The sequence below is a fragment of the Arthrobacter sp. NPDC089319 genome, assembly GCF_040684925.1.
Lineage (GTDB): Bacteria > Actinomycetota > Actinomycetes > Actinomycetales > Micrococcaceae > Crystallibacter.
In genome coordinates this window covers 221,479-246,965 of sequence record NZ_JBFBGZ010000008.1, presented here as the reverse complement: position 1 = coordinate 246,965, position 25,487 = coordinate 221,479, and the positions used below count along the sequence as shown (strand labels likewise).

The window sequence follows — 25,487 nt, the reverse complement described above, 5'->3', positions numbered from 1 at the left end:
AGGGCGCTGGTCGGCGGCGGATCTAGTCCCGAGAGGCGCCCGGGTCCAACGTCACCGCCCACGGGCGCCGGTCCCAGCACCAGAAGGGCCATGCTCAAGGCAGCCGCCGCCACGGCACGGTTGCGTGCGCCCATTTTCGCCACCCGCTGTCCCCAAGTCCCGCGCGGCTGGAGCTGCTTATATCTCGGTCGATTCCGCGCAGGTTGCAGCAGTTTGGACCCCCACGGATACCCGTGTCAACGGCACTTCTACCCTCTTTGCTCCCCTATCAAAGTGCGGCTGGCACGATGGCGGCCTCGGGGACATCTTCGGTCTTGCACTCTGAACATTGGAAAGCTTTTCATCCAACTGCTGGATAAATTTCCGGTTACTTTCGAATCGCACCGCAAGTCACTCTGGTCACTCTTTTAACCCCGGTGTTAGGGTGAAGCGTCTTTTGCCGTCAAAGGCCCTGCGAGCCAGGGTTAAAGGCCCTCCGTTATGAAGGGCTCAACCGGAGTTCTAAGCTATGAGCACTCGTCACCTGATGCCCCTTCGCCCCGCCCGTCATGGCGTCACCAAGTTCGCCGCCGGCCTGGCGGTCCTGTCGGTCGCTATCTCGGGGCTCATCACCGCGCCGCCGGCAACTGCAACCGGACTCGTTCCGTCTCAGGAAGCCGGCTCGCCCGCCCCAGCTGCGGATCCAATCTCCCCCGTGGACGAGAGTGCGCTTGAAACGCTCTCGACGCCGACACCCGCCTTGCCTGAAGAAGCCAACTCTGACAACACGGGGCAAGTAGTTCCGTCCACGCCCCCCTCGGAGCCGGCCCCGACGGTGCCTGCTCCAACCGAACCAGCACCAGCTGAACCCGCCCCCGCAGAGTCTGCCCCGATCGAGCCGACACCTGAACCGCTGCCAGAGTCCGCGCCGAAAGACCCGTCCACCTTGGAGAAGGAGGTGGAGGTCCCTGTCGATGAGATGTCCGAGGAACAGCTGCTGGCACTACTGGCTGCCTTGCAGGGCAGGCACGGCGCAGAAATGGGCCAAGGTTTGCAGCAGCGTGACGAGCGGCTCGAAGAGCTGCAGGAGCCGGAGGCCAAGGAAGAGCTGGAAGAGCAGCTGGAGGTCTTGGACATCGAACGGACCGGCTCCATGCAACCCGCCGCTGCACCCGCCGCACTGCCGGCCGATAAGCGGGACATGTGGAAGCCCCAGGGCGTCCAAGGTATTGACGTCAGCAGCCATCAAACCAGTGTGAACTGGCAGACCGAATGGAATTACGGAGCCCGGTTCGCCTATGTGAAGTCCACTGAAGCCCTAAGCTACATGAATCCTAGGTGGTCGTCCCAGTACACCGGCTCATACAAGGTCGGGATGATTCGTGGCTCCTACCACTTCGCCATCCCCAACGTCTCCTCCGGCACGCGGCAGGCTAACTACTTCGTGGACAACGGCGGCGGTTGGTCCGCCGACGGCAAAACGCTCCCCCCGCTGCTGGATATCGAGTACAACCCGTACCCGGAACTGGGCAACACCTGCTACAGCATGAGCGCCAGCAAAATGGTGGCTTGGATCAAAGACTTCTCCAACACCATCAAATTGCGGACTGGGCGGCTGCCCGCGATTTACACCACGGCAGACTGGTGGAACAAGTGCACCGGCAACAGCACCGCCTTCAAGAACCATCCCTTGCACGTTGCGCACTACCCCTACGCTGGATACACGCTGAACAAGCCCCTGCTGCCCGCGGGTTGGACCTCGTATGACATCTGGCAGTACAGCTCTACCGGACCATTCACCGGCGACTCCAACGTGTGGAACGGGTCCATGACGTCGCTGCGCAACTTTGCCTACAACATCGGGTCGAGCAGCAGCCAGAGCACCAACGTTAAGCAGGACTACGCGGCTCCAGGCGACCTCAACGGAGACGGCCGCGGAGACCTGCTCTCCCGCCGTACTGACGGCTCGCTCTGGTTCCACCCCGGCAACGGGTCCGGCGGCTACACCACCCCACGGAAGATCGGCGGAGGGTGGGAGATCTTCAACTCGCTGATTGGCGTGGGCGACCTGAACGGTGACGGGCGGGCAGACCTTGTGGCCCGGCAGACCAACGGTTCGCTGTGGTTCTATGCAGGAACCGGCACCGGCACTTTCAAGCCCCGCGTGCGCATCGGCAGCAGCACCGGCTGGACCCAGTATCCGGAGATGGTCGGGACCGGGGATATCAACGGTGATGGGCGTGCCGATCTGCTGGCAAAGCATTCCAACGGGTCGGTGTACTTCTACGCCGGCACCGGAACGGGAAATTTCGGCGGCCGGATCCTGGTGGCTTCCGGCTGGCAGATCTACAGCCAGCTGGTAGCACCCCGGGACTTCACCGGCGACGGGAAGAACGACCTTGTAGCCCGCAAACCGGACGGCACGTTGTGGCTGATGCGCGGTACCGCCAAGCAAGCAGCGGTTGGCAGCCTGTTCACTAGCGCGCAGAAGATCGGATCCTCCGGCTGGCAGACGTTCAGCACCGTGCTGGGCGTCTGGGACAACAACCGGGACCGCAAGAACGATCTGCTGGGGATTGGTGCAGACAAGTCCCTGAGTTTTTACGCCGGCACCCAGCTGAAAGACTCCTCGGGCATGAAGCCGCGGGTGGCCACCGGAACAGCCATCTGGGACAGCTACAGCGAGATCATCACTCCGGGTGACTTCAACGGGGACGGCAAGGCGGATCTGATCGGCCGCAAGTCGAACGGGCAGTTGTGGTTCGCGGCCGGCAACGGCAAGGGCGGCTACGGTGCCCGGGTCCGCATCGGCTACGGCTGGCACATCTACAGCACAGTGATTGGCGTCGGCGACTACAACCGGGACGGCAAGAACGACCTGGTTGCCCGGCAGAAGGACGGCACGCTCTGGTTCTACGCAGGAACCGGCAAGGTCAATGCCACAGACCATGGCTACAAGCGCCGCGTCAAGATCGGCAGCGGCGGCTGGAACCAGTTCTCCCGCATCCTGGGCGTTGGGGACGTGAACCGGGACGGCCGCAAGGATCTGCTGGCGGTCCGCCCGAACGGCTCGGTGCTGCTTTACGCAGGCCCGGGCAACGGACAGCACGGCAGGGCGTCCACCATCGCCACCGGGTGGCAGCGGTACAGCTACCTCACCGCGGTGGGCGATTACGACGGCGATGGCACCGCCGACCTGGTGGCCCGAAAGCCTGACGGCACGCTGTGGCTCCTCGCCGGGCGGAAGACCAACTCCTCCGGCTGGTTCGCCCCGGAACGGAAAATCGGCAGCAGTGGCTGGAACATCTACAACCGTATTCTTGGGCCCGGAGACTTCAATGCGGACCGGAAAGTAGACCTGCTCGGCACCACCAAGACCGGGACCATGTGGCGGTATGACGGCACCCGGTTCGTCAACGGCGGGTTGCTGCCCCGCAAGTCGGCCGGCCGGCTGTAACGGCAAACGCGGGGGCGACGGCGCATCGCCGTCGCCCCCGCGTTTTTCGTATTCGCCTAAAGGAGCTGGTCCACTACCCGGCGGGCCGCGTTGCCATCGTCCTTCGGAGCGAACTGTGCGGCGAAGGCCTCCAGCCTCTCCTGGCGTTGGGGATCGGGTGTCCGTGCTGCATCGATGGCAGCGAACAGCGCCTCTTCGGTCTGGACCACCGGGCCGGGAAGCTCCGTGTCGTAGTCCAGATAGAAGCCGCGCAAGGTGTCGCGGTACCGCTCAAGGTCGTACGCATAGAAGACGATCGGCCGCTGCAAAATGGCGAAGTCGAAGAACACCGAGGAGTAATCGGTGACCAGAACGTCGCTGGCCAAGTGCAGCTCCTGGATCTCCGGGTAGGCCGAAACGTCATAGACGCTCTCGCTGGCGCTCTCCGGAATTTCCAGGCTGCTGCTCACCAGCACATGCATGCGGAGCAACAACACCGTGTCCTCGCCGAAGCGCTTGTGGAAGTTTTCCAGGTCCAGTGGCAAATCAAAGCTGAAGCGCCCGGTCCCGGCGCTCTGGTCGTCCCGGAACGTTGGGGCGTACAGGACTACTGTCCGGTCGGCGGGGATGCCCAGTTTCTCGCGGATCGCCAGACCGGCGCCGGTGTCCTTCCCTACGGCCAGGACATCATTCCGCGGATAGCCCTCCTCCAGCACTCTCCCCTTGTAGCGGAAGGCGCTGCGGAACGCCGCGGTGGCGTACGGACTCGGCGACAGCAAAACGCTCCACTGCCTGACTGCTTGCGATACATGCTGGAGGTAGTCGTCTGCCCGCCCGTGGACCTCGTCCATGTCGTGGACCATGCGTTTCAGCGGGGTGCCGTGCCAGGTCTGGATAAACACCCCGTCCCTGCGACGGCGCAGGTAGTGCGGGAAATTCTGGTTGTTCACCCAGTACTTGGCCTTGGCCAAGTACCAGTAGTACTCCGGCGAGAGCCGCTTGACCACACGGGTGTGCGCATCCGCCGTCGGCAGCTTCTTGTCATACACCCAGACCTTTTGGCGCATATCGCCGCGGCGAAGGAGTTCCTCGTAAATGTACCGAGGGCTGTCCGCGTACTGCTTTCCCAACCCGCTTTCGAAGACGATCAGATCCTCGTCGACGGCGGTCCTGGACAGAACCCTGAACATCCGCTGCATGGCCGGGAAGTAGTACCGGCTACGGCGGAACCGCCCCATCGCCCGCTCGAAGATCTCCGGATCCACCATTCGGCGAACCCGCGGTTCCGCTGGCTTGGCGCTGCGGATGGCATCGAAAATCCGCCGGCAATTCTCCTGGTCGCGGTACTTGAGGAACCGCTGCGCACGCCGGACATACTCGGCAGGCATGACGCAGCCGGCGTCGAGCGCCTCTTCAAGCTGGGACAACAGCCGGCCACGGTCGAAGGCAACTCGGCCCGGCAGCTCCTCGTCCAAATCCAGATGCGAACCCCGTGGGCCAAGGAATCGTTCCCGGTCGAACTGGTAGTAGAGCACTGGCTTCTCCAGGAAGCTGAAGTCGAAGCCAACGCTGGAGTAGTCCGTCACCAGCAGCGCGCTCTCCTTGAGCAGATGCTGCACGTCCACTTCACCCTGTGAGATGACCCGGACCGGCGCGTCCTCGAAATGATGCCTGAACTTCTGCATGTTGGGGTGCAGCGAGAAAATGATCTCCGCGTTGTACTCCTCGGTCAGCTGGCGCAGCCGCGGATCGTTCAGGAGATCCTTCCAGGCATGGTAGTACTCTGATTCGGGAAAAAGCTCAGGATCCGCCAGCCAGTCCCGCCAGGTGGGGATCACCAGAATCTGGTTGCGCTTGACCTGGACATCGTCGGCGAACAAAGCATCAAAGCGTGACAGCCCGGTGACTTTCACATCCTTCGGTGCATATCCGAAGTCGCTGACGATGTATTCCTTCTCCCGCTCGGAACTGACCAGGAAGAGGTCCGTTTCGAATCCTCGGACTTTTTTGCCGTAGTTGGGCACCATCCATTTGGTCCCCATGACTCCGTGCTGCAGGAACACCTTGACGCCGCTTGCGGCGCGGCGGAACTGCGGCAGCCGTGTGGGATAAAGAAAGTCCGGATGGTGCGAGCCGATAAACCGCTCCGCCTTGAGCGCGACCTCGACATGCTGCTTGGAACGGTACGCCACCACATGGCCCAGCCCCTCCAAATTCCGGACCTCGGGAGACAACGGGTCAATGACGTAGTAGGCGTCGATCTCGGGATGGTGCTGCCTCAGGTAGCGGAAAAAGGCCAGCCCCGTATCCTGCGCTTTGTACGGCCGCTCCCCCACCAGCCACACCGGCTTGCCGACCAGGCCGCGGTGGTTGCGGAAAGGGATGCGAGTCTGCCGCTGCAGATAGTCGAAAGCCTCGGTGTCGAGGATCTCGATGCTCAACGAGGTGTTTTTGGCCTTGAACGTGTAGTAAGGCGTGACGCACAGGGTCTTCGCGCCGCGCCGTTGCCACCCGGCCCTGGTCAGCTTGCGCGTCACGAAGCGGGTCTTGCCGATCCGTGCCTTATGCGGCTGGACGTCCTCACCGTCCCAAACCTCCAACCAAAGGTCGAGGATATCGTCCTCTGCCAGATTTTCGGTGGAGATCTCGGCAAGCTCCAGCGTCGCTTTCAACTGATACTCACGCAGACCGTATTTCCGAGATGTAGCCTCGGCATCGAGAGCAATCTTCGCGGTGGCGGTGTAACGTCGTTCGCTCTGTCGTCCCAGCAGCACTAGCTGCGCCCTCGTGGCCTCGCCGTGCCGGGTAACCAATCGCCCGGTCAGTTCCACCACGCCGCCGGCCACGGACAGTTTCTTGACGTAAACGACGTTGTACGGCTTCAGCGGGCGGTTGACCGCGAGGCTGAGGAAACCCTGCCGATTTACGTAGGGTGAAAGCGTTGATTCTCCCGAAGTGACGGCATGGAGCTGCCCGACCGATGTCTGCAGGAACCTGCCGAACGGAATCTTGGCTCGATAGCGCAGCGCTGGCCCAATGAGCCCGGCTTCCACGGCGGCACGGAATTCTGCGAAACCCTCGCCGTGTCCACCATCCTGGGGACCGACGGCGGCACCGTGCTCCTTCCCGGCTTCTACGGCCTCCGCCGTGGGCCGAATGTCGCGACAATACCTGGGCAGATTCGCTGCCTCGGCCTCCACTTCGACGAACAGCCGAAGTACCGCACCCTCTTCCGCGTAGGAGGAGGCGGGCGCCTGGGCGGCCAGCGATTCAAGATCCAGCGAAGCCTGGTAGTCCCGTCCGTCCGTCGTCTCAGCGCCGGGAAGAGCTTCGACCGCGGCCAACCGCACCGCGTCGTCGCCGCTGCCCGCCCAGAGGGCGTCGGGCGTAAGCTCGGGCGCAAGCGTGAAAGCTACGCGCAGTCTCGGGCCGGCCTGGCCGACGGCCACGCGGTGCAGTTCGCGGCGTGCAGCGGAGGAACGCGGGTCGAGGATGCGCTCGGCCTTCGCCTTGGCCCGCATCAGGACCGACTGGGGATTCGGCATTACATTCCTACTTCAAAAGAGCTGGGCACCGGGTAATAGGACTGGAGGAAGCGCTGGACCATCTTTTCCTGATCTTCGGGGTGGACTGCGGCCTTGCCGACTTCGTTGAGACAGAAGACATCGGCTTCCCGGTCCCGCAGCAGCCGCAGCAACTTTGCCTGAGCGGTGGACTCACCGATGTCGCAATAGCGGTAGGCGATCTCCCCCGGCACAGCGGCCCCGATGCCGTAACCATAGTAATGCGCCAGCGATGAAGGTATGGAGATGTCCGCAGGAGTGCGGAAGCGCGCGTGAGCGGTCGCGGAGTGGGCGGATTGGAAGTCCTGTTCGAGCAGCCTCAGGGTGCTGACACGCTGCGCGTGGGCGGCGTGCTTGAACTTGTGGACGGGGCTCTTCCCGAACTTCTGCTCGATCAGTGCCCGGTTGCGTTTCGCGGCGCTGTCCACCGGCAGATCCCCGGCCCCAGCCGGACCGTCCGCGACGCGCTGCTCGGAGAAGAAGAACTTGGCGATGCCGTTGCCGTGAAAGAACAGTTCCGGCGCCACCGGCCGGCCGAAGAACACGTCGTCGTTCAGATACAGGAAATGTTCGCTCAGGCCAGGAATGCGGTGCAACTGCGCCTCGATGGCATGTGAGTTGAACGTGGGCAGGGCATCGGCATCGGCAAAGACATCCCTGTGGTCCACCACGGTGATCCGCGGGTTGGTCTTATCCAGCCATTCCGGCACCTGCCCCGCAGTGAGGAGGTAGATGTGGTTGGCCCAGGGCGCGAAATAGTCCACCGAGCGCAGCGAGTACCGCAGTTCGTCGTGGGTGCGGAACCGTTCCTCATTGCCAGCGAACTCGTTCAGTTCACCTGGGTGGATACGGGCCCAGGCAGCATCCCGCGCCCGTCGCCACTCGGCATCGGCCCCATCCACCCACGTATAAACCAGGTCCACCGGCTCCGTGAACTCCGTCATAGGGCGGCCGGCGCCACCAGCCGCCGGCAACGCAGACACGGTGCACCCCAAGCGCTCGTCGGCCAGCACCAGTCCGTCCACCGACGCGAACTCGAAGACGGTCACTTCCCGCGGTACATCGACGACGGCGTCGCGCGCAAGCTGCGGCCGGCCGCCGTCCACGCTGATGTAGACGGGCCGCCCGGATCCGGTCCGGCGCACGGCGTCGAGCAGGTCCGACAGGTCCCCCGGCGCCACGCTGATCCTCGTTCCGCCGTGCGGGCCGGAGGCTTCTTCGCCGAAGCCGATGCCGGCTCCACGCGCCGCGGACGCGACCAGCTGCCGGTTGGAAGCGGCAACGTCGCGCGCGCAGAATCGGCGAACAGGTTTGGTGAGGACCGTCCGCCCGCGGGAGGAGGCGGGAACGACGTCGGCGTCTACGCCGGCGCGAGCCGGACGGGTCTGCGCTGAGCGCCAGACATCGGCGGCGCGGCGCTGGAAGGACGTTCTGCCGTGGCGCAGGTCAAAGAGTCCTTGGACAGCTGGCTGCGGCAACACCCGAGCGAGAGTTCCGCGCAGTCCGGCGATCATCGGATCCTTTCATCCGGCAACATAAGCAGCCCCGCGGTTGGCAAACAGTGATTAGTCCCAGTCCCCGGGGCAAGAGTCGATACAGTTTAGCAACCCAAGCCTGACAAAATGCTGGATAACGGGCCGTGCCGCGCCCGGCGGTTTCGATAGGCTGTAAGCTCCCGACCCGCTACAGGAGTGCTTCGTGCCATTCACCGCCACCGCCCGCCGCGCGCTCAAGTTCGTCGGGAACCAGGCCGCCAACGCCGTGGTTGGGAGAACCGTCCGGGCGCAGTTGGATTCAGCGAACTCCGCCGGTCCCACGCGCTTCGATTGCGTGGTCTACTTTGCGGACGAGCCTTCCAGCGCCTACCAGCTCCGGCAATGGTTCGCTCCTCTGGCCCGGCTCGCCCGCACACACCGGGTGGCCTTGCTGGTGCACCGGCCCACTACGGCCGCCGAACTGCTCAAGGACTCACCGCTGCCGATCTTCCTGGCCCAGGGAATCGACCAAGTGGAGCAGTTCATCCAGGACAAAAGCGTGCGCTTGGTCTTTTACGTCAACAACAACAGAGACAACTTTACGGTCCTCCGCCTGACCGGGCAGGTCCACGTCCACCTCAGCCACGGCGAGAGTGACAAGATCTCCATGGCCTCCAACCAGCTCAAAGCCTACGACTATGCGTTCATCGCGGGCCAAGCCTCCCGCGACCGCATTATGGGCAGCGTCCGGCGGATGGACCCGGCCAAGCTCGTCGAGATCGGCCGGCCGCAACTGGACAACGCGGCCAACAAAACCGTGGACGGCGGCGGGCGCAACGGGACTGACGGCCGCGAACGCACCACGGTGCTCTACGCCCCCACGTGGGAAGGCGACCGGCCGGCCATGGCATACGGCTCGTTGGCATCGCACGGTGTCGGGATGGTGGAGGCCATTCTGGCCGACCCACGGTACCGGCTGATTTTCCGGCCGCATCCGCGCACCGGCGTCCGGATGCCGGCGCATCGGGCTGCGGCCAAGGAGATCAGCGCCCTGATCGAGGAAGCCGAGAAGCGGTCTCCGGGCGCCGGGCACTATGTGGACCGGCGGGCGGACTTCACCGTTGCTATGGCGCAGGCCGATGTATGCGTCTGTGACCTCTCTGCCATGGCAATGGACTGGCTGCCGCGGCGAAAGCCACTCCTGTTGACCCAGCCCGTGGATCCGGCCGCCGCCGTGGACAGCAATGGCATAGCCGGCGCCGTGCCACTTCTGAAGGCGGAAGACGCGCGACGTGCGCCACTCATTATGGCTGACCTGTTGTCCCAGCCGGTTGGCCAGGCTCAGCTTAATCTGATTCGTCATCACTTCGGGGACACCTCCCCCGGCGCCAGCACGCGCCGGTTCGTGGACGCCGTGGACCGCGCGTTGGAAGACTGAGCATACTTCCTACTCGGCTGGGCTCGCTGCCGCGGTCAGGCGGTTCCCGGAACCTGAGGCGCTGAGTACAATGGCCGGCAGACGGAAATTGGGGAATTTCTACCGTCAGGAGCCAGCACGCAAGTCCAGCCAGCCCCGCGCAGTACAGCACCGGATGCCACCGGATTCCGGCAGGACATCCAAGGACTGCGCGCCTTGGCGGTCTCGCTGGTCCTGATCTACCACCTTTGGCCCGGGCAGCTGACCGGCGGCTATATCGGCGTGGACGTCTTCTTCGTCATCTCCGGTTTCCTGATGACTGCCCATCTCATGGGCCGCCAGCCGCGGACGGTCCGGGATCTGGCTGAATTCTGGGGCCGTCGGATCCGGCGGCTGCTGCCGGCCTCGTTCTTGGTGCTCGCAGTAACCGCTGTAGCCGTCCGTCTGTTCGTGGTGCCCACACAATGGGAAGTGATCGCCCGGCAGATCATGGCGTCTGCCTTGTACATACAGAACTGGGTGCTCGCCGACAGCGCGGTGGACTATCTGGCGGCCGACAATGCGCCGACGCCCACGCAACATTTTTGGTCGCTCTCGCTTGAGGAACAGTTCTACCTTTTCTGGCCGCTGGTCATCTTGGCAGTCGTTTGGCTGGCCGGCGCATGGAAGCTCACCGTCAATCTCGTAGCCCGCGTTGCCATCACGGCCGTGATCGCGGTGTCGCTGGCCGTGTCTGTTCTTGCCACCGCAGACGACGCCGGCCGTGCCTATTTCATCACACCAACCCGGGTCTGGGAGCTCGCCGTGGGCGGCTTGATAGCCACCGTCGTGCCGTTGGCCGCCACCCGGCTGCCCGGCCCGGCAACGGCACTGCTTGCCTGGACTGGCATCGCCGCCGTCGTCACCGCCGGGCTGACGTTCACCCGGGAGACGCAGTTCCCCGGCTACACGGCGCTGCTGCCGGTGCTTGGGACGGCCCTGGTTATCCTCGCCGGCTCACGCCGGGCTTACTCCCCTACCGGAGTCCTGCGGCTGAAGCCCGTGCAGTGGCTCGGGGACGTCTCCTACTCTGTGTATCTTTGGCACTGGCCGCTCATCGTGCTGGTGCCGTTCATCACCGGGGCCGCGCTCGGCTGGTTCGACAGGATGACCATCTTGGTCCTCTCGCTCGGGCTGGCTGCGCTGACCAAGGTCTTCGTCGAGGACAGGTTCCGCTCCCGGCTGCCCGCCCGGCGTCTGCTGCCGACCTACCGCTTCGCTGCCGTCGGCATGGTGGCCGTCACGGCGCTGGGCGGCCTGCAGCTCGCCGAAGTCGGCCACCGCAATCAGCTGGCGCAGGAACAGCTGGCATCCATAGAGAACAGCGGCGACCCGTGCATCGGCGCCGCCGCCATGGCCCGCGGAACCGGCGAGTGCAAGCCGGAGTCGCCGCCGCGGATGGTCCCGGAGCCTGCGCTCGCCAAGGACGATCTTCCCGACGCCTACAAGGACGGCTGCTGGTCCTCTCGTGCTTTCACCGACCGGCCGGTGTGCACGTACGGTAACGGGAAAACCAAAGTTGCGCTGGTGGGCAACTCACACGCGGCCCAGTGGCTCCCCGCACTGCAGTTGCTGGCAAAAAAGAATGGCTGGACTCTATCCACCTACCTGATCACCCGCTGCAACCTGACTTCGATCCCACTCGATTTCAACAACGCTGAGCGGACGCGCAACTGTCTCGCGTACGGGCGATGGGTGATGGAGCAGACCAAGGGCGGGAAGTTCGACCTGGTGATCACCTCCGCACGCCAGTCCGTGACCGTCGACGGCGAGAGCTGGAAGACCACCGAGGAGCCCGCCGTCGAGGGCTACAAGACCTATCTGTCCGAGTGGGCGGCGTCCGGGACCAAGGTCCTGGCGCTCAAAGACTCTCCCTTCCCCGGCACCACCATCAGCTCGATCCCGGACTGCCTGGCCGCGCACCCCGACCAGCCCTCCGCTTGCGCGGGCACGCCGGAGAGCTGGTACTGGATGGACCCCTTGGACCGAGCGGTCCGAGAGCTGGGCGCCCCGGGCATCACCGCAGTCAATCTGGACCGGTACTTCTGTGCCGACGATGTGTGCCCTGCCGTGATCGGCTCCGTCGTCGCCTATCGCGACGGTTCGCACATCACCGCCACCTATGCCCGCACGTTGGCCCCATACCTCCGCGCGCCCATCCTCGCGGCGCTCCAGGAAGGTAAGGCACAGCCTGATGCCCGGGCGCACACCTTAGGAACACCCCCAGGACCCGCGGGCCGCCCGGCTTCGCCGTAACTCCCCGCTGGCCAGCCAGCGAGCGTTCAAGGGGCACGCGACCACGCCATCCGACCTCCCCGGTAGACTGGACTGCGTTTTGCCCCCGACCACACAAAGGACCGATCGCTTGAGCGCTGACATTGTCCTAGCCCCCGCCCAGCAGGGCGTCCGCCAGACCTGGATCGATCAGGCTCGCTGGGCCGCGATCATCCTGGTGGTCGTTGGCCATGGGGTTGGCATGCTGCGGGCCGAGAGCGGACTGGCACTGGTCGTCTCCAACTTCGTCTACATGTTCCATATCCCGGTCCTGATCCTGCTGGCCGGTTGGGGGGCCCGCAGGGCGCAAGCCGACGGAAAAACGTTGTCCAAGGTCTTTTGGCAGCTGCTGGTACCGTACGGGATTTTCCAGTTGATCGCTTTCCTGACCAACTACGTGCTGGACGGAGATCAGCCGAGCTGGAAGTTCACTTCCCAGACCTTCGGCCTCTGGTTCCTCGTGGCCCTGGCCGGCTGGCGCCTCCTGGCGCCCTGGTTCCGCGGACTGCGGTTCGCCGTCCCCATCGCCGTCGTCGTGGCGCTGCTGGCCGGGTTGAGCCCGGCCATCGACGGTTTCCTCTCGCTCTCGCGCATCTTGGTCTTCCTGCCGATCTTCCTGGCCGGCCCATGGATAGTGGACCGGGTCTCTGAGTGGCGCCAGGACTGGCGACTCAGGGCAGCGGGAGCGGCCGTCGTCGGGCTCGGGGCAGTCGCTGCTCTCTGGCTTAAGAAAGACTTCTGGCGGCCCCCTTTCCTCGGCAACAAGGGCTACGAGGCGCTTGACGGGGGCGACTTCGAGGGCATGCTGTGGCGCCTAGTCGTCCTAGCCGTGGGAACGGCGATGGCGACGGGTTTCATGCTGATGCTGCCCGGAAGGGTCGGGGCACCCACGCGAATGGGCGCCTGGACCGCCCGGGCTGGCCAGCACACCATGTACCCGTACCTGCTGCATCTGCCCCTGTTGACTGTGGTGGGGGCCTCCTCGTTGCTTGACGCTGGCAGCCCGACCGTTCGTGCCCTGTTGGTTATTGGCGCCGCGGTGCTGTTCAGCGCATTGGCGGTATCGCGGCCCGTGGTCCTGCTGATCCGTCCGCTGGTGGATCCGCGCGGCGCTTGGAACGCGCTGAGCTCATTTAAGTCCGGCCAGCGCTAAGCCCGGTGATGACCGACGGCGATGAGGCGCCCGGCGCTTAGGCGAACTGCAGGCTGAGCGAACCGTGCTGGGTCGCGTACGGCCGCCACGAGGACGCGCCCGGGTAGCCGATCCTGAACGTGCGCAGGACGTTGTTTCCTTCCACCTGCAAGAAGATGTCCAAGAAGCCATTCTCCTCGGAGACGCCCTCATCAAGCTGCCCGTCGGTTACCGACGCGTGCAGCCGCAGCCTGCCGGGCGCCCGTTCCGTCACCTCGGCAGGAACGAAGGCCGGGCCGCCCTCTGCACGGCGGCCAACCACCAGGTGCGCCCGCAGCAGCTGCTCGGCGGCGGGGCCGGAGCTCTGGCGCCAGGTGAGTTCGCCGTGGATTTCCAGTCCGCCGGTGGCGGGCAGGCCCAGCTCCTCGAGGGTGAACTCCATGCGGGACAGCGCCACGCGATCGGGCACCTGCCGCCACGCCTGTTCCAGTACGTCGGCCCACTGCCCGACCACCGCCGGATCCGAGAACTGCTCGCTGCTTTCCCAGGCGGCCTGGCCCATGGCGCGGGCCAGCTCAGGGTGGGTACAGAGCTTAACAACACGTTCCGCCGCGGCGGCAATATCCTGGGCAGGAACGAGGAAGCCGTTGACGCTGTCCTCGATCACGTCGCTGGGACCGTAGCGGATATCGTAGGACACCGGCGGACAGCCGCGGCCCAGGCTCTCCATCAGCGCCAGCGGCTGGCCCTCATTGCGGCTGGTCAGCAGGGAGAAACCGGCCGTCTCAAACTGCTCGGCGGCATTCGGCGTGTGCCCGTGGAGGCGGACGACGTCGGTCATCGCCAGGTCCGAGATCTTGGCCTGCACTTGATCCTGCAGCGAGCCGGTGCCGTAGACGTCCAGAATGACATCCGGCAACTCTTGGTGCACCAGCGCCATGACCTCTACTGCATGGGCCACGTTTTTCTGGTTTTCCAGGCGCACCACCATGACGCCGCGGTTTCGGTCCCGCCGCTCGAAAGGGGGCAGAACATCGGCGCGTGGCTTGGGGTTGGAGACGGTGTAGAGATTGGTCGCCCTGCCGAAGCGGGCCTCGTAATCCTGGCGGTGCTTCCGGGTGAGGAAGATCAGCCCATCCCACGCAGCGCTGTCTTCAAAGATCTGCTTGCGGCCCGGGGCTAATTTGCCGATGAACGGATCCCCGCCGGCGATGATGTGGCTGTTGTGGATGACCGCCATCTTGATGATGTTCTGCTCGTTCAGCGGAGCCACAACGCGGGCCGCAAAGCCGCTGTCCACGATGAACGCGGCACGATCCCCGGCTGCCAGCTCCTTCATCCAGTGGCGGTAGAAGTCGCCGGCCGAACGCCAGCGGCCGACGGCCTGGCCCAAGCGGTTGAGCAGCGTGATGAAGCGTCCGAGTGTCTTGCCGGCGGCGTCGACCGGGGCCTCGTCACGCAGGAACTCGGTCCCGTCCTCGCGGTAATACCGGCGGTTTGCCACCGTGGCTCCGTCCGGCCGCATGAAGGTGCGCATGAAGACCTGCCCGGACGGATCGAGCACCACGTCGGGGTCCCCGGCTGAGCCTTGGTCGGCAGGGACGGTCGGCGCGTCCAGAGCGGAAAGCGCCGAAAGATTGGCATGCCGGTAGTGCTGGAAGACGTTCAACACCTGGGTCTCCGGTGCGAGCTTCCCCTGCTCGCGGAGCCGGCCCGTCAGTGTCTCGTAGCTGGGCTCCGGCTCGAACGTAATGATCGAAGCCACCCGCCCGCCGAAACGGGTAAAGGCGCCCGCCCGGTGCAGACACATGGTGGTCATGCCGCCGAAGCTTTCCGGGAGGCCCCAAAGGACCATGAAATACCTGCCCGCGGGCAGCGGAGATTCCGCCGGGGCGACTGAGTCCATCGTGTTCACGGTGCTCACACAGCCTTCCGTTTGAAGCTGAGATTGCCGAATTTCGTTGGGTAGGGCAGCCAGCGCAGGGACTGCAGCTTCCAGCTCACCCGGGTCCGCACGGCACCGGAGCCATGGCGGGACTGGAAATAGAGGTCCACGGAATCGCCGGACGACGTATCCAGGTCCGCCAGAGGAACCGTGCAGCTCACCTGCTGAGTGCCGTCGGCCCCCTGCGAGGTCCGTGCCGTGTACTCGCGTTCGGCCTGGGCTCCGCGGGCGGCGAGGATGAAGGAATAGTCGCCGCGCTGCTGCTCCCGGTCCGGGCTCACCGTGCCGAACAGTGTCAACACGCCGTCCGCGGACACGCTGGCCTTGCTGGGTTCAAACGCTGCCGGCGGCTGCAACACGATGGCTCCCCCTCGCGGGATCAGGTGACATGCTCTCTAGGGCCCATCCGGCCCGCCACAACTCTATAGCTTCGGGCGGCTTCCGCCGGGCAGGACCGGGCACCGTGTCAAGTGCCGCTTTCGAATGCCAGTACACTGGAGGGCTCACGTTCCCTGATGCAGCCAAGGACCAGACTTTGACTAACCGAGACTCCCTTGCCGGCCGTGTCCTGCGCACCGGCAAACGCCACCTGAAGACGACCCTCCAGCCGGCCGCACGGGCCATCCTGCCCACGGTCGCGAATGTGGCGGGCAAGCCGGCAGCGCCGGCGCTGCCATTGACGGCGCCCGAGGCGTGGGCGAAAGCCAAGCAGCCGGCGGCGGCAGCATCGCCGTCGTTGATTGCGGCCGTCTCAGGCGGCGGCACTCTGGTGCCGGAATTCATCGCTGACGCCCGGCAGAACATTGCGGCGGGCAACAGCCAGTCTGTCCTCGCGGCGAGCTACAGCCTGCGCGACGCCGGCGCCAGCCACGAATTCGTGCATGCCCTGCAGGGCATGGCCTTGCTGGAGATCTCTGGACCCGAGATGTCGTGGGGACAGTTCGAGCTGCTCGGCGACGACCGGATCATCACCTTGTGCCCGGACGAGTACTTCGCGGCGGCCTTCTCGCAGGCACCGGAGACGGCAGCCAAGGTCCTGGACCGGCTGCTGGCGGACAATGCGCACGTGGAGTGGTCGGCTCTGGCCCTGCTGCACGTGGCGCAGAAGGCCTTCGCCCGCAGCGAACTGGACTCGGCGCGCACGCTGGCCGCCTTCGGCCTCAGTGACGCAGCACCATCCCACACTGCCCATATCCGCCGCGAGTTCGAGCGGCTGCAGACCTGGTTCCCGGAGGGCCTGCGGCGCCAGCCCATCGAGGTGCCGGCCGCGGACGCCACGTTCGGCGTACTCAGCTACCAGCAGCCGGACGCCTGGTCCCGCAATGTCGGAGACTACATCCAGACGCTGGCGTCCATGGGCCACCTGGTCCGCCACGCCAACCTCAACTTCGTTGGCGACCCGCAGCTAGTGGGCTTCCTGGAGGACATTCAGTCCCAGGTCAAGGACGAGCGGCGCATCGACGGACCGGCCGCGACCGTTGCCGTCGTCGAGACCCACCGGGACAGCAGCCCGCTGCAGGACATCCCCAAGAACACCTGGATGCTGGCCTTCGGCTGGTACATGCACCACACCTTCGGCCAGCACTTCAACTTCCCGTTCCACCCGAACATCCGGCCGATCTTCGTCTCCTTCCATGTGAACAAGCCCGCAATGCTCACCCCGGAAGCCATCGCCTATTTGAAGGAGCACGGCCCGGTGGGCTGCCGCGACTGGCAGACCGTGGCCCTGCTCCGCGCCGCGGGCGTCCCCGCGTTCTTCTCCGGCTGTATAACCACCACTGTGGACTCTGTTTTCCGGCGGGACGGCAGGGACGAGCGGTCCAAAACCGCGTTCGTGGACGCGCCGCAGACCGGTCCCGGCGACATCCTGCTGCAGACCCAGAAGGGCATGCGGGAAATGCCCTTCGCGCAGAAACTTGAAACGGCCCGGACCTGGATCAACGGGTACCACACGGACTACAAGAACATCAGCACCTCGCGACTGCACTGCTTCCTTCCGGCACGCTCCGTGGGCTGCGAGGTCGAGTTTAAGCCGAAGAACCGCTCCGACGTGCGCTTTGGCGGACTGATCGACACTTCCCAGGCTGACTTCGACGCCATCCGCACCGGCATCCTGGACAAGCTGGCAGTGGTCATGCCGCTGATCACCTCGGGAGCGGCCAAGGAGGACGTCTACCAGGCCTGGGCCGAAGTCTGCGCGCCGGCCATGGCGGAGGCGGACGCCTTCCTGGCCCGCGTCCCGGGGACCGTTGTGGATGACGACGACGTCGCGCGGCTTGTGGCGGTGGCCGTGCCGGCGAACGGCCCAGACCAGGACGACTGCACCGACGTTGTGCTGGACCATGGCAAGGCCAGCGCGCCCCACCTGCCCAAGCTGCTGCGCTCCATCATGGAACACACGGCCGGGAAGGTGCGCGTCTGGACGTTGGCGGACGACCTCACCGCTGAGATCCGCGCCGCCGCCGAAGCGCTGGATCCGCGCCTAGAAGTCGTGTGGTTGTCGGCCAAGGCACTGCGCGACGACCCCACGGTCCGAGCGAACTCGAGCCTGAAGCATCGGGAACTGCTGCTGGCCTTGGTCCCGGAGATCCTGACCAGTGCCAAGCGCGCGGTCTTCCTCAACGCCGCGACCCTGGTGCGCGGAGATCTGGCCAAGATGGCCGCCCTGCCGCTCAAGGACCGGCCGCTGGCGGCCCGGGACGAGCACCGCAAGGGCCGGCAAAGCGGCTTCGGGCTGCTGCGATCCATCTCGGGCAGGCACGGCGACGACCACCGGAAGGCCATGGAAATGATCGCGGTGACTCACGCCGCGCACCAGTTCGACTTCCGGGTCTTCGACGCTTCAGTCTTCGTGCTGGATCTGGAGGCCGCTCGGAACGCCGGGCTCGCTCGGCGCGTAACCACGCTGCTGCTCAACTATGAAATGGATTTCGGCGAGGCTCTCAACGCGGTGGTCGGCGCCGACCGCGCCGTACTGCCCGATGATTGGAACCACTCCGCGCTGATCGGCGAGAACCAGGACCCGAAAATCGTCAACTGGCGGGACACGGAAAAGCCGTGGGGCAACGGCTATGGTCCGTTCGTCCGGGACTGGCGGAGCCTGTAGCCCACAGCTTCGGTCTGCCGCGGGCCATCGGCGGCAGACCGAAGTTCGAACTCAGCAGGGCAGCTTCTGCGGCAGTTTCGCCGGACTGGTGATGATGGCGCCGCTGTTGTCCAGCCCGCGGTAGGCCCGGCAAACCCTCAGCCCGCGGTCCTCCAGCTTGGCCTTGATCTTGGCGATGGCGTCCGGATTGAAGGCTTTCCACCCCATGTGCATCAGGATGGTGGCTCCCGGCTTGGCCAGCTTCGCCGCGGCCGAGACCACCTGCGCCTTGGACTTCCCCTGCGCGTCCTTGGTGTAGCCGGTCCAGTTCCACGGCTTCATCCCAACTTTCTGGTAGCCGCAGCGGACCGATCCGCCCAGTTTGCCGTAGGGCGGGCGACCAAAATTGGTCACCACGCCGGGGGCCCTCAGCTCCCGAGCAACCGCGGTGCAGCTGAGCGTGTCGAAGTTCTTGGGGTGGGTGATGCTGTGATTAATCACATATTGCCCGTGTGCGCGCGCCAGCTTGGCCAGGTCCACTCCGTTCCGCTCCCGGTACTTCGCAAGGCAGTTCCCGGTGGGAGCCAAAACCAGACCGTCGTTCTTCTTTTTGGCGTACTTCAGCACCGTTTTGAAGGCTGTCAAGCTCGTTGGGCAGCCATCGTAGGTCAGGATGACCCGGCTGGTGTAGTTGGGCCCCCGCCGCTCATCGTAAGTCGCGGCAGCCGCAGCTTGTGCGCTGGAGACAAAGCTGCCGGCCACCAATGCAAGAGCGGCCAGCACAGCCAGAATAGGGCTAACCCTCACCGTTTCCCCCTTCGGTGCGAGGCTGCGCCCTTGTGGACTCTAGCTAACGAAGGGTGCGGCCCGCAGGAATGCTAGCTGAAGTGTACGGCAGACACGGCTGAATTGTCCCTACCCCCATTTTCGATTGCAAGCCAGCGGCGCTGAGAAATTCAGGCCAGCTCACGGAGGAGTCTGCAAACATGGCGCCGGCACTCCGCCACACTGCCTAATACTTGCTCAACCACTCTGGGGCTCAAGCAAAATCACGATGCAACTGATAACCCGTGTGGCCGTGTAGGACTACTCCTTCAAGGTCAAGGACCGATCAACCACTCCCGGATTAAAAGGCATATTCGTTTAGCACGGGAGTCTGTCTGGAAGTTTCACAGGACTGGAAATGATTTCGCCCCTATTGTCCGTTCCCCTGTACGCACGACACAGTTTCAGTCCGCGCTTCTCCAACTGCGCCTTAATTTTACTTATAGTTTCAGGGTTAAACCCTTTGTACTCCATATGCATCAGGATGGTAGCACCCGGCTTGGCGACCCTCGCAGCAGCCGAGACGATCTCCGATTTCGACTTGCCCATCCAGTCACCGGTGCTTCCGGTCCATAGCCAAGGCTTCATTCCTACCTTTTTGTAGCCGCATCTAACGGTGGAATCTATGCCTCCATAGGGAGGGCGGCCGAAATTTGTCACAACTCCTGGTGAACCCAATTCTCGCGCCACTGCATCACAGTTGAGCTTACGCAGGTCATTAGGGTGGTTGACGCTATGGTTGATCACGTATTGGCCATAAGCACGCGCAAGCTTGGCGAGGTCCACACCATGACTACTGCGAAACTTTTCAAGACATGCGCCCGTTGGGGCAAAGACGTGACCGTCGTTCTTTTTCTTCGCGTACTCGATGACCCGCCAATAATCGGTTAGATTCAGCGGGCAGTCGTCAAAGGTAAGTATCACGCGCGTCGAGTAGTTGGGCCCTCTCTTCTCGTCGTAAGAAGCCGCTGACGCGGTCTGGACGCCGGAAGCAAGGCCGGTGACCGCAAGGATGGTGGCGACAAGTCCTGCTAAGAAATGACCTACACGCATGACTCATTACCCCATTTCTCGTTCGACCGTACGGCTGGAACGTGGGTGATTCCCGAGCGACGCCGTGCGACTAAGGGCAGCATGGGGTAGCTACCCTAGGGAAACCTTATGGAAGTCTACGGAGCGCACAAACTTCACTCCGGTGTCCTACTCAGGGAGTTGGATTTTGAATGGTTCGCTCCCGCCTACCGCCTTAGCAGCGGAGGCATCAGTCTCCCCGTGACATGCTCAGAGGACATCAGTATCGCCGCTGGCTTTAAGATGCTCGACGGCGGACTTGACTTGCTGGGCGTGCTCCTTTGTGGTGACCAGCAGCGCGTCAGGGGTGTCCACCACGACGACATCGTCGATGCCGATCAGCGCGATCACGCGTTTGGTGTCGGAGACGACGATGCCGGAGGCGTGGTCGGAGTACACTCGGGCGCCTTCTCCCATCACCGTCAGGTTTGACATCTCGGCAGCCGCATTTAGCCGACCGATCGCGGCGAAGTCCCCTACGTCGTCCCAGCCGAAGGTGCCAGGGATCATGGCCACGTCGCCGGCTGCGGCGGCGGGCTCGGCCACCGCGTAATCGATCGCGATCTTAGGCAACGTCGGCCATACGCGACGCATCGTTTCGGCTCGTGCGGGTGTCCCCCACGCTGCGGCAATTTCCATTAAGCCTGCATGTAGCTCCGGTTGCTTCGAATCCAAGTGCTTGAGCAGAAGGTCTACCGGCGCCACGAACATGCCCGCGTTCCAGTGATAGCCGCCGGTCTCCAGATAGGAGGCTGCCGTGGCTTTGTCTGGCTTCTCGACGAAATCCGCCACCGAGAATGCGCTTGGTGCACTGGCGATCTCCAGCGGGTCTGCCGTCTTGATGTATCCGAACCCCGTAGATGCGTGCGTCGGTGTGATTCCAATAGTGACGATATAGCCCTCAGCGGCCGTGTACACCGCTTCTCGGACGGCGGCTTGGAAGGCCTCCACCGGATGGATAACTTGGTCCGCGGCGAAAGAGCCCATGATGATCGAGGGGTCCCGACGGTGCAGGATTGCCGCGGCCAGTCCAATCGCCGCAGCCGAGTCCTTCGGTTCCGGTTCTAGTACAAGGTTGGCATCCGTGAGTTCGGGCAACTGCTCCACTACCGCCCTGCGATGAGCGCGGCCGGTGACGACCATCGTTCGTCCATCGCTAAGTGGCGCCAGTCGCGCATAAGTCGCCCGGATCAGAGAGGACCCGGAGCCAGTCAAATCGTGTAGGAACTTCGGCGCGGCTGCCCGCGACAGCGGCCACAAACGGGTACCGACGCCACCCGCCGGAATCACGCTGTAGAAACGCCGAAGCATATCGTCATCACGCATCAGATTCCCTGCCGCACGAGCGTCAGGACCCGGTCGCGGATGTATGCCATGACAGTCTCCTCCTTGGCCTCACCGTTAAAGCGGAGGAACGGTTCCGTGTTGGACGGTCTAAGGTTGAACCACCAAGAACCGTCGACCTCGGAGACCGTGGTGCCGTCCAACGTATCGACACTCACTTGCTCCCCGCGGAAGGCCAACAACACGCGTTCGACCGCGGATTCCTTGTCTGTGACTTCGGAGTTAATTTCGCCAGAGGCGAAGTACGGGTCGTATTCGCGCACCAACTCCGAGAGCGGCCGATCTTGGCTGCCGAGGGCTGCCAGCACATGCATGGCCGCCAGCATCCCGGTGTCGGCGTTGAAGAAGTCCCGGAAGTAGTAGTGGGCCGAGTGCTCCCCACCGAAGACCGCGCCCTCGGTGGCCATCACGGCTTTGATGAACGAGTGACCCACGCGAGTGCGGACCGAGCGCCCTCCCTTGGCTGCCACCAGTTCGGGGACAGCGCGGGAGGTGATCAAGTTGTGAATGATGACCGGCTCCGACTCGCCCGCGGCCTGTGCGCGGGAAATCGCGCGGCTAGCTACCAGCGCGGTGATCGCGGACGGGGAGACCGGAGTTCCGCGCTCGTCCACGACGAAACAGCGATCAGCGTCGCCGTCGAAGGCCAGGCCGATGTCTGCGCCGTGTTCGACGACGGCGGCCTGCAGGTCGAGCAGGTTTTCCGGCTCAAGCGGATTCGCCGGGTGGTTAGGGAAAGTCCCATCGAGCTCAAAGTAGAGTGGCACGATCTCCAGCGGCAATGCCGGCAGCAACTCGTCCCCAAGAACGGCAGGCGTGGTTAGCCCCGCCATCCCATTACCGGCATCAACCACCACCTTCAGCGCCCGGATTCCGGCCAGATCAACAAGCGCGCGCAGGTGCTCCGCATAGCCGAGCAACATGTCCGCTGACGAAATGGTGCCCAGAACGACGCCGGCTGCCTCCGGGTCCGGGATTCCAGCAGCTAGGTACGCAGCGGCCGCATCCCGGACGGCATACAGTCCGGTCTCGGCCGAGACCGGGACCGCACCCGGACGGGCCAGCTTGATCCCGTTGTACTCCGCCGGATTGTGGCTTGCAGTGAAGACCGCCCCGGCCGCGGCCCGAACTCCGCAGGCATAGTACAACTGGTCCGTGGAGATCCGTCCAAGCATCACCGGGTTTGCCCCGCGCGCGGCCGCACCCGCCGCAAACGCCGCCTCAAGCCCTGGCGAGGATGGGCGCGCGTCCCCGCCCACCAAGACCTCGACCCCGGTCAGGCCCAGCACGTCCACAAAGGCGGCCCCGGCAGCTTCTGCCGATGCGGCGGTCAGGCCCTCGTCGACAATGCCGCGCACGTCATAGGCCTTGAAGGCCGACAGGAAGGAGGCCAATTGGCCGGCGCCGCCTGGGATACTGCACTGCATCGAGACATCCTCTTTCTCGGACCCGATCAACGTTCGGCCCGGTTCATTCGTGGCAGCCAATATCAACGGACCCCTGTTGCCGAGTCCGCCTGCAGGGAGAACTCCGCTGTGTAGCCGAGCTTCTGGAGCAGTTGCTGCCGGAAGCGCCGGTAAAAAAGTTTCTCGTAATGCACGCTGGCCGGCCCCCACGGATGATGCTTGTCGCTCTGCATAGCAGCAGTCATGGAGCTGAGGACAATAGGCTTGAAGATTCGGACAAAGATTTCTTCTAGCTGCTGCCAGTTCTCATTGAGCCGAACATTCCCCTCGCGCGCGAACCACGCTCGGCGACCCGAATCGTTGTACTCAAATACTGCGCGTGCCGAATTCAGCACGACCACGGTATGCGGGCTGTTCTGTTTCAGGAAATCCTGCAGGGCCAGACAGGCATTCTCAAAGTAGAACAGGAACTGGTCCCGGTCGTGTTCCAGGCCAACCCGCATTGTTGAGTCGAGGGAACTGTAGAACCCCGGCGCAGTGGGCAGCTTCCAGACATTGTCAGTTATGAAGCCGTCGAGGTACTGAATGCAGGAGAACCGTGCATCTGCGAACAGGTCCACGACCAGGACATCAGGTCGGGCTGTACTTATTTCGTCTTTGAAGACCTTGCTGAAATCGCGCTCGGTGACCTGACGGTCATGGTCATTCATCAGCGCGAAATCAGGGTGGTCAAACGCCATGGCCGGCGACATCAAGCTCACCAGGGACATCTGATAGTGGACCGGCCCAAGCTCGAAGAATGAACGCCAGTCAGGCATTATCCGGGAATTGAAATTGTCGCGGGAGACACATGATCCCAAAACGGAAACCGACGGACGGGACGCCGTTGCCCCGTCTTGACCCAAGGCGGCGTATACAGCTTGGGCCTCGATGTTCACATCAAGCGGTTCGGAGTAAACGAGTCCGTTCACGTATAGGCTGACGTGGGCGGTAAAAGTGGAGGCAGGCAAGCTGCCCAATTCCAGGCCAGACTCCGTTCCTGTTGAAAAACCCGCCCAGCCATAGTCACCTTGCCAGTCCTCCGGCTTGCCATTTTCTAGATGATGAGAAGCCAGTTCGTAGGAACTGGCAGTATCGCCGTCCTGCAAGGTCAGAATGTAGTGGTGATCTGTTTCGGATGTGAGCTGGATCCCCTCGACCGCAAAGGCTCCGCGTAGGACGAAGCGGTTGCCTCGGATCTCCGCTTCCTCAAGCCGGAACAGGGCAGCCCCGTGTCTGGCCCCGGGTAAGGACCGCTTTGTTAGCGTTGTCGACTGGTAATCGCCAACTAGCTGGTACAGATTCCCCTCATGTACTGAAAATCGGGAAAACGGTCTGCCAGAGCCAAGCCTGTCCTTCAGTTCCGTCCCGCTGTTGAGGACACTGAGTTCGAGTGTGTGTGCGGCATCGGGTAATTCTGCGAGAGAGATTCCTTCATGCCTGGCGGACGCGAAAGCCGTTGCGCTGTAGTCGATGAACAACTGCTTGTACAGCTTCTTGGACAGGTCCGCGCGTATGAGGGAACCCATTGGGTATTTGTGCGCATCATTCCCGTCGTGGAAATGCAGGGTCACATTTTGCGAGCCGTAGCCCTGCGCAGCGTACCCGCGGATCGCAGCATAACCTTGGGGATACAGCCGGTCATTCTTCAGCTCCGGCGGATGGAGGTCTGATATCAACGCCCGTGAAGACCGCTGCGCATTCAGGATTTGTTCTCGCTCCATCCAAGTATAGGGCCGGTCTCCGCTGCTGATGTAACCGATCCTGGGGGCAATTCCATGCGCCAGTGAATTCAGCAATGAGGCAACCATGCTGGTCTTGTACAAGCACAGATCTATCTCGTTCCGGATTCTTTCGGAGCTGGCCCTAATGATGTTCACGTTGTGCCGTGCGGCCAGCTGGTCGAGGATTTCGAGGGCTGGACTCGCTGGCTGGGCGGGATCGGCTTGGAAAACATAATAATTTCCGTGCTTCGAATTCCCGTTGGATATTAGCCGGCGAAGCCGGCTACCTTCGAAGTGCGCGATGTCTTCGGCGTGACCGTGGGGCATTCGAGGGGCAGGCGCCTTGAGCAGGCAGGCCGGACGACGGGACGGCTGCCAACTGCTTCCCAAACTAATAACCGCATGGAAATTATGTTGGGCCCCGTAAAGAACCGCGGTATAGGCCTCCTCGGCCATACCGATAACCACGGTATCCGCGTCGGATTGACCTTGGGCCGTCAGATGCTCCTGAATCAGCTCGTATATCTGGCCTTCAACAGAATAGTCGCTGGACTCGGCAAAACATGCGTCTAAAGCATCGGCATCCAAGACCATAAAGGAATAATCAGGACACAGCTGCGACAGGGAATCGGCCACGTCCGCGAGCTCGGCCCACCTGGGCAGGAAGATGACGGCAGTGCGCGAGGCCTTGGCGGATTCAATAATCCGCGGTTCAATCAATGCAGTTTTCAAT

At 63.6% G+C, this 25,487-nt stretch carries 14 protein-coding genes; 5 read left to right on the top strand and 9 right to left on the bottom strand.

Annotation, left to right across the window (positions count from 1 at the left end):
• The first annotated feature begins 937 nt into the window (after window positions 1-937).
• On the top strand, window positions 938-3,436 hold the full coding sequence (locus AB0N75_RS13695; protein WP_364650714.1) for an FG-GAP-like repeat-containing protein: 2,499 nt from the start codon (window positions 938-940) through the stop codon (window positions 3,434-3,436).
• 56 nt (window positions 3,437-3,492) lie between these two features.
• Here AB0N75_RS13695 and AB0N75_RS13690 read toward each other — a convergent pair whose 3' ends face one another.
• Entirely contained in the window at window positions 3,493-6,960 is a 3,468-nt protein-coding gene (locus tag AB0N75_RS13690; RefSeq protein WP_364650711.1) for a CDP-glycerol glycerophosphotransferase family protein, read from the bottom strand.
• A complete protein-coding gene (locus AB0N75_RS13685) occupies window positions 6,960-8,492 on the bottom strand; it encodes a stealth conserved region 3 domain-containing protein (protein ID WP_364650708.1) in 1,533 nt (510 codons plus the stop codon). Before AB0N75_RS13685 ends, AB0N75_RS13690 begins: the two co-directional genes overlap by 1 nt.
• Before the next feature lie 184 nt (window positions 8,493-8,676).
• Between AB0N75_RS13685 and AB0N75_RS13680 the strand changes: the two genes are divergently transcribed.
• From AB0N75_RS13680 to AB0N75_RS13670, 3 genes are all read left to right on the top strand, one after another.
• The gene (locus AB0N75_RS13680; protein WP_364650705.1) at window positions 8,677-9,891 is read left to right on the top strand and encodes a CDP-glycerol glycerophosphotransferase family protein; all 1,215 of its coding nucleotides are present in this window, start codon (window positions 8,677-8,679) and stop codon (window positions 9,889-9,891) included.
• A gap of 87 nt (window positions 9,892-9,978) precedes the next feature.
• Window positions 9,979-12,165, top strand: coding sequence for an acyltransferase family protein (locus tag AB0N75_RS13675; protein ID WP_364650788.1), 2,187 nt, complete (start codon window positions 9,979-9,981; stop codon window positions 12,163-12,165).
• Window positions 12,166-12,274: 109 nt separating this feature from the next.
• Window positions 12,275-13,336 carry an acyltransferase family protein gene (locus AB0N75_RS13670; protein WP_364650702.1) on the top strand — a complete coding sequence of 354 codons (1,062 nt, stop codon included), beginning with the start codon at window positions 12,275-12,277 and terminating at the stop codon, window positions 13,334-13,336.
• Window positions 13,337-13,373: 37 nt separating this feature from the next.
• Here AB0N75_RS13670 and AB0N75_RS13665 read toward each other — a convergent pair whose 3' ends face one another.
• Both AB0N75_RS13665 and AB0N75_RS13660 read right to left on the bottom strand, forming a co-directional pair.
• Window positions 13,374-15,239, bottom strand: a complete 1,866-nt coding sequence (locus tag AB0N75_RS13665; protein ID WP_364650699.1) for a glycosyltransferase — start codon at window positions 15,237-15,239, stop codon at window positions 13,374-13,376.
• A complete protein-coding gene (locus AB0N75_RS13660) occupies window positions 15,236-15,619 on the bottom strand; it encodes a hypothetical protein (protein ID WP_364650696.1) in 384 nt (127 codons plus the stop codon). The genes AB0N75_RS13665 and AB0N75_RS13660 overlap by 4 nt, the downstream gene beginning before the upstream one ends.
• 176 nt (window positions 15,620-15,795) lie before the next feature.
• Here AB0N75_RS13660 and AB0N75_RS13655 point away from each other — a divergent pair, with 176 nt between their 5' ends.
• Window positions 15,796-18,366: a hypothetical protein gene (locus AB0N75_RS13655; RefSeq protein WP_364650693.1), complete on the top strand. Its 2,571-nt coding sequence runs from the start codon at window positions 15,796-15,798 to the stop codon at window positions 18,364-18,366.
• A gap of 51 nt (window positions 18,367-18,417) precedes the next feature.
• On the opposite strand, the gene AB0N75_RS13650 is transcribed toward AB0N75_RS13655, so the two are convergent.
• The 5 genes from AB0N75_RS13650 to AB0N75_RS13630 all read right to left on the bottom strand — a co-directional run bounded on the left by AB0N75_RS13650 (window position 18,418) and on the right by AB0N75_RS13630 (window position 25,486).
• Window positions 18,418-19,152: a polysaccharide deacetylase family protein gene (locus AB0N75_RS13650; RefSeq protein ID WP_364650690.1), complete on the bottom strand. Its 735-nt coding sequence runs from the start codon at window positions 19,150-19,152 to the stop codon at window positions 18,418-18,420.
• Between the two features lie 336 nt (window positions 19,153-19,488).
• The gene (locus tag AB0N75_RS13645) at window positions 19,489-20,223 is read right to left on the bottom strand and encodes a polysaccharide deacetylase family protein (RefSeq protein ID WP_364650687.1); all 735 of its coding nucleotides are present in this window, start codon (window positions 20,221-20,223) and stop codon (window positions 19,489-19,491) included.
• Between the two features lie 228 nt (window positions 20,224-20,451).
• Window positions 20,452-21,567 (bottom strand): mannose-1-phosphate guanylyltransferase, encoded by a 1,116-nt coding sequence (locus AB0N75_RS13640; RefSeq protein ID WP_364650684.1) that lies wholly within the window; start codon window positions 21,565-21,567, stop codon window positions 20,452-20,454.
• A complete protein-coding gene (locus AB0N75_RS13635) occupies window positions 21,567-23,012 on the bottom strand; it encodes a phosphomannomutase/phosphoglucomutase (protein ID WP_364650681.1) in 1,446 nt (481 codons plus the stop codon). Before AB0N75_RS13635 ends, AB0N75_RS13640 begins: the two co-directional genes overlap by 1 nt.
• A gap of 62 nt (window positions 23,013-23,074) precedes the next feature.
• Complete coding sequence (locus tag AB0N75_RS13630) at window positions 23,075-25,486, bottom strand: DUF6270 domain-containing protein (protein ID WP_364650679.1); 2,412 nt, start codon at window positions 25,484-25,486, stop codon at window positions 23,075-23,077.
• Window position 25,487: the final 1 nt, after the last annotated feature.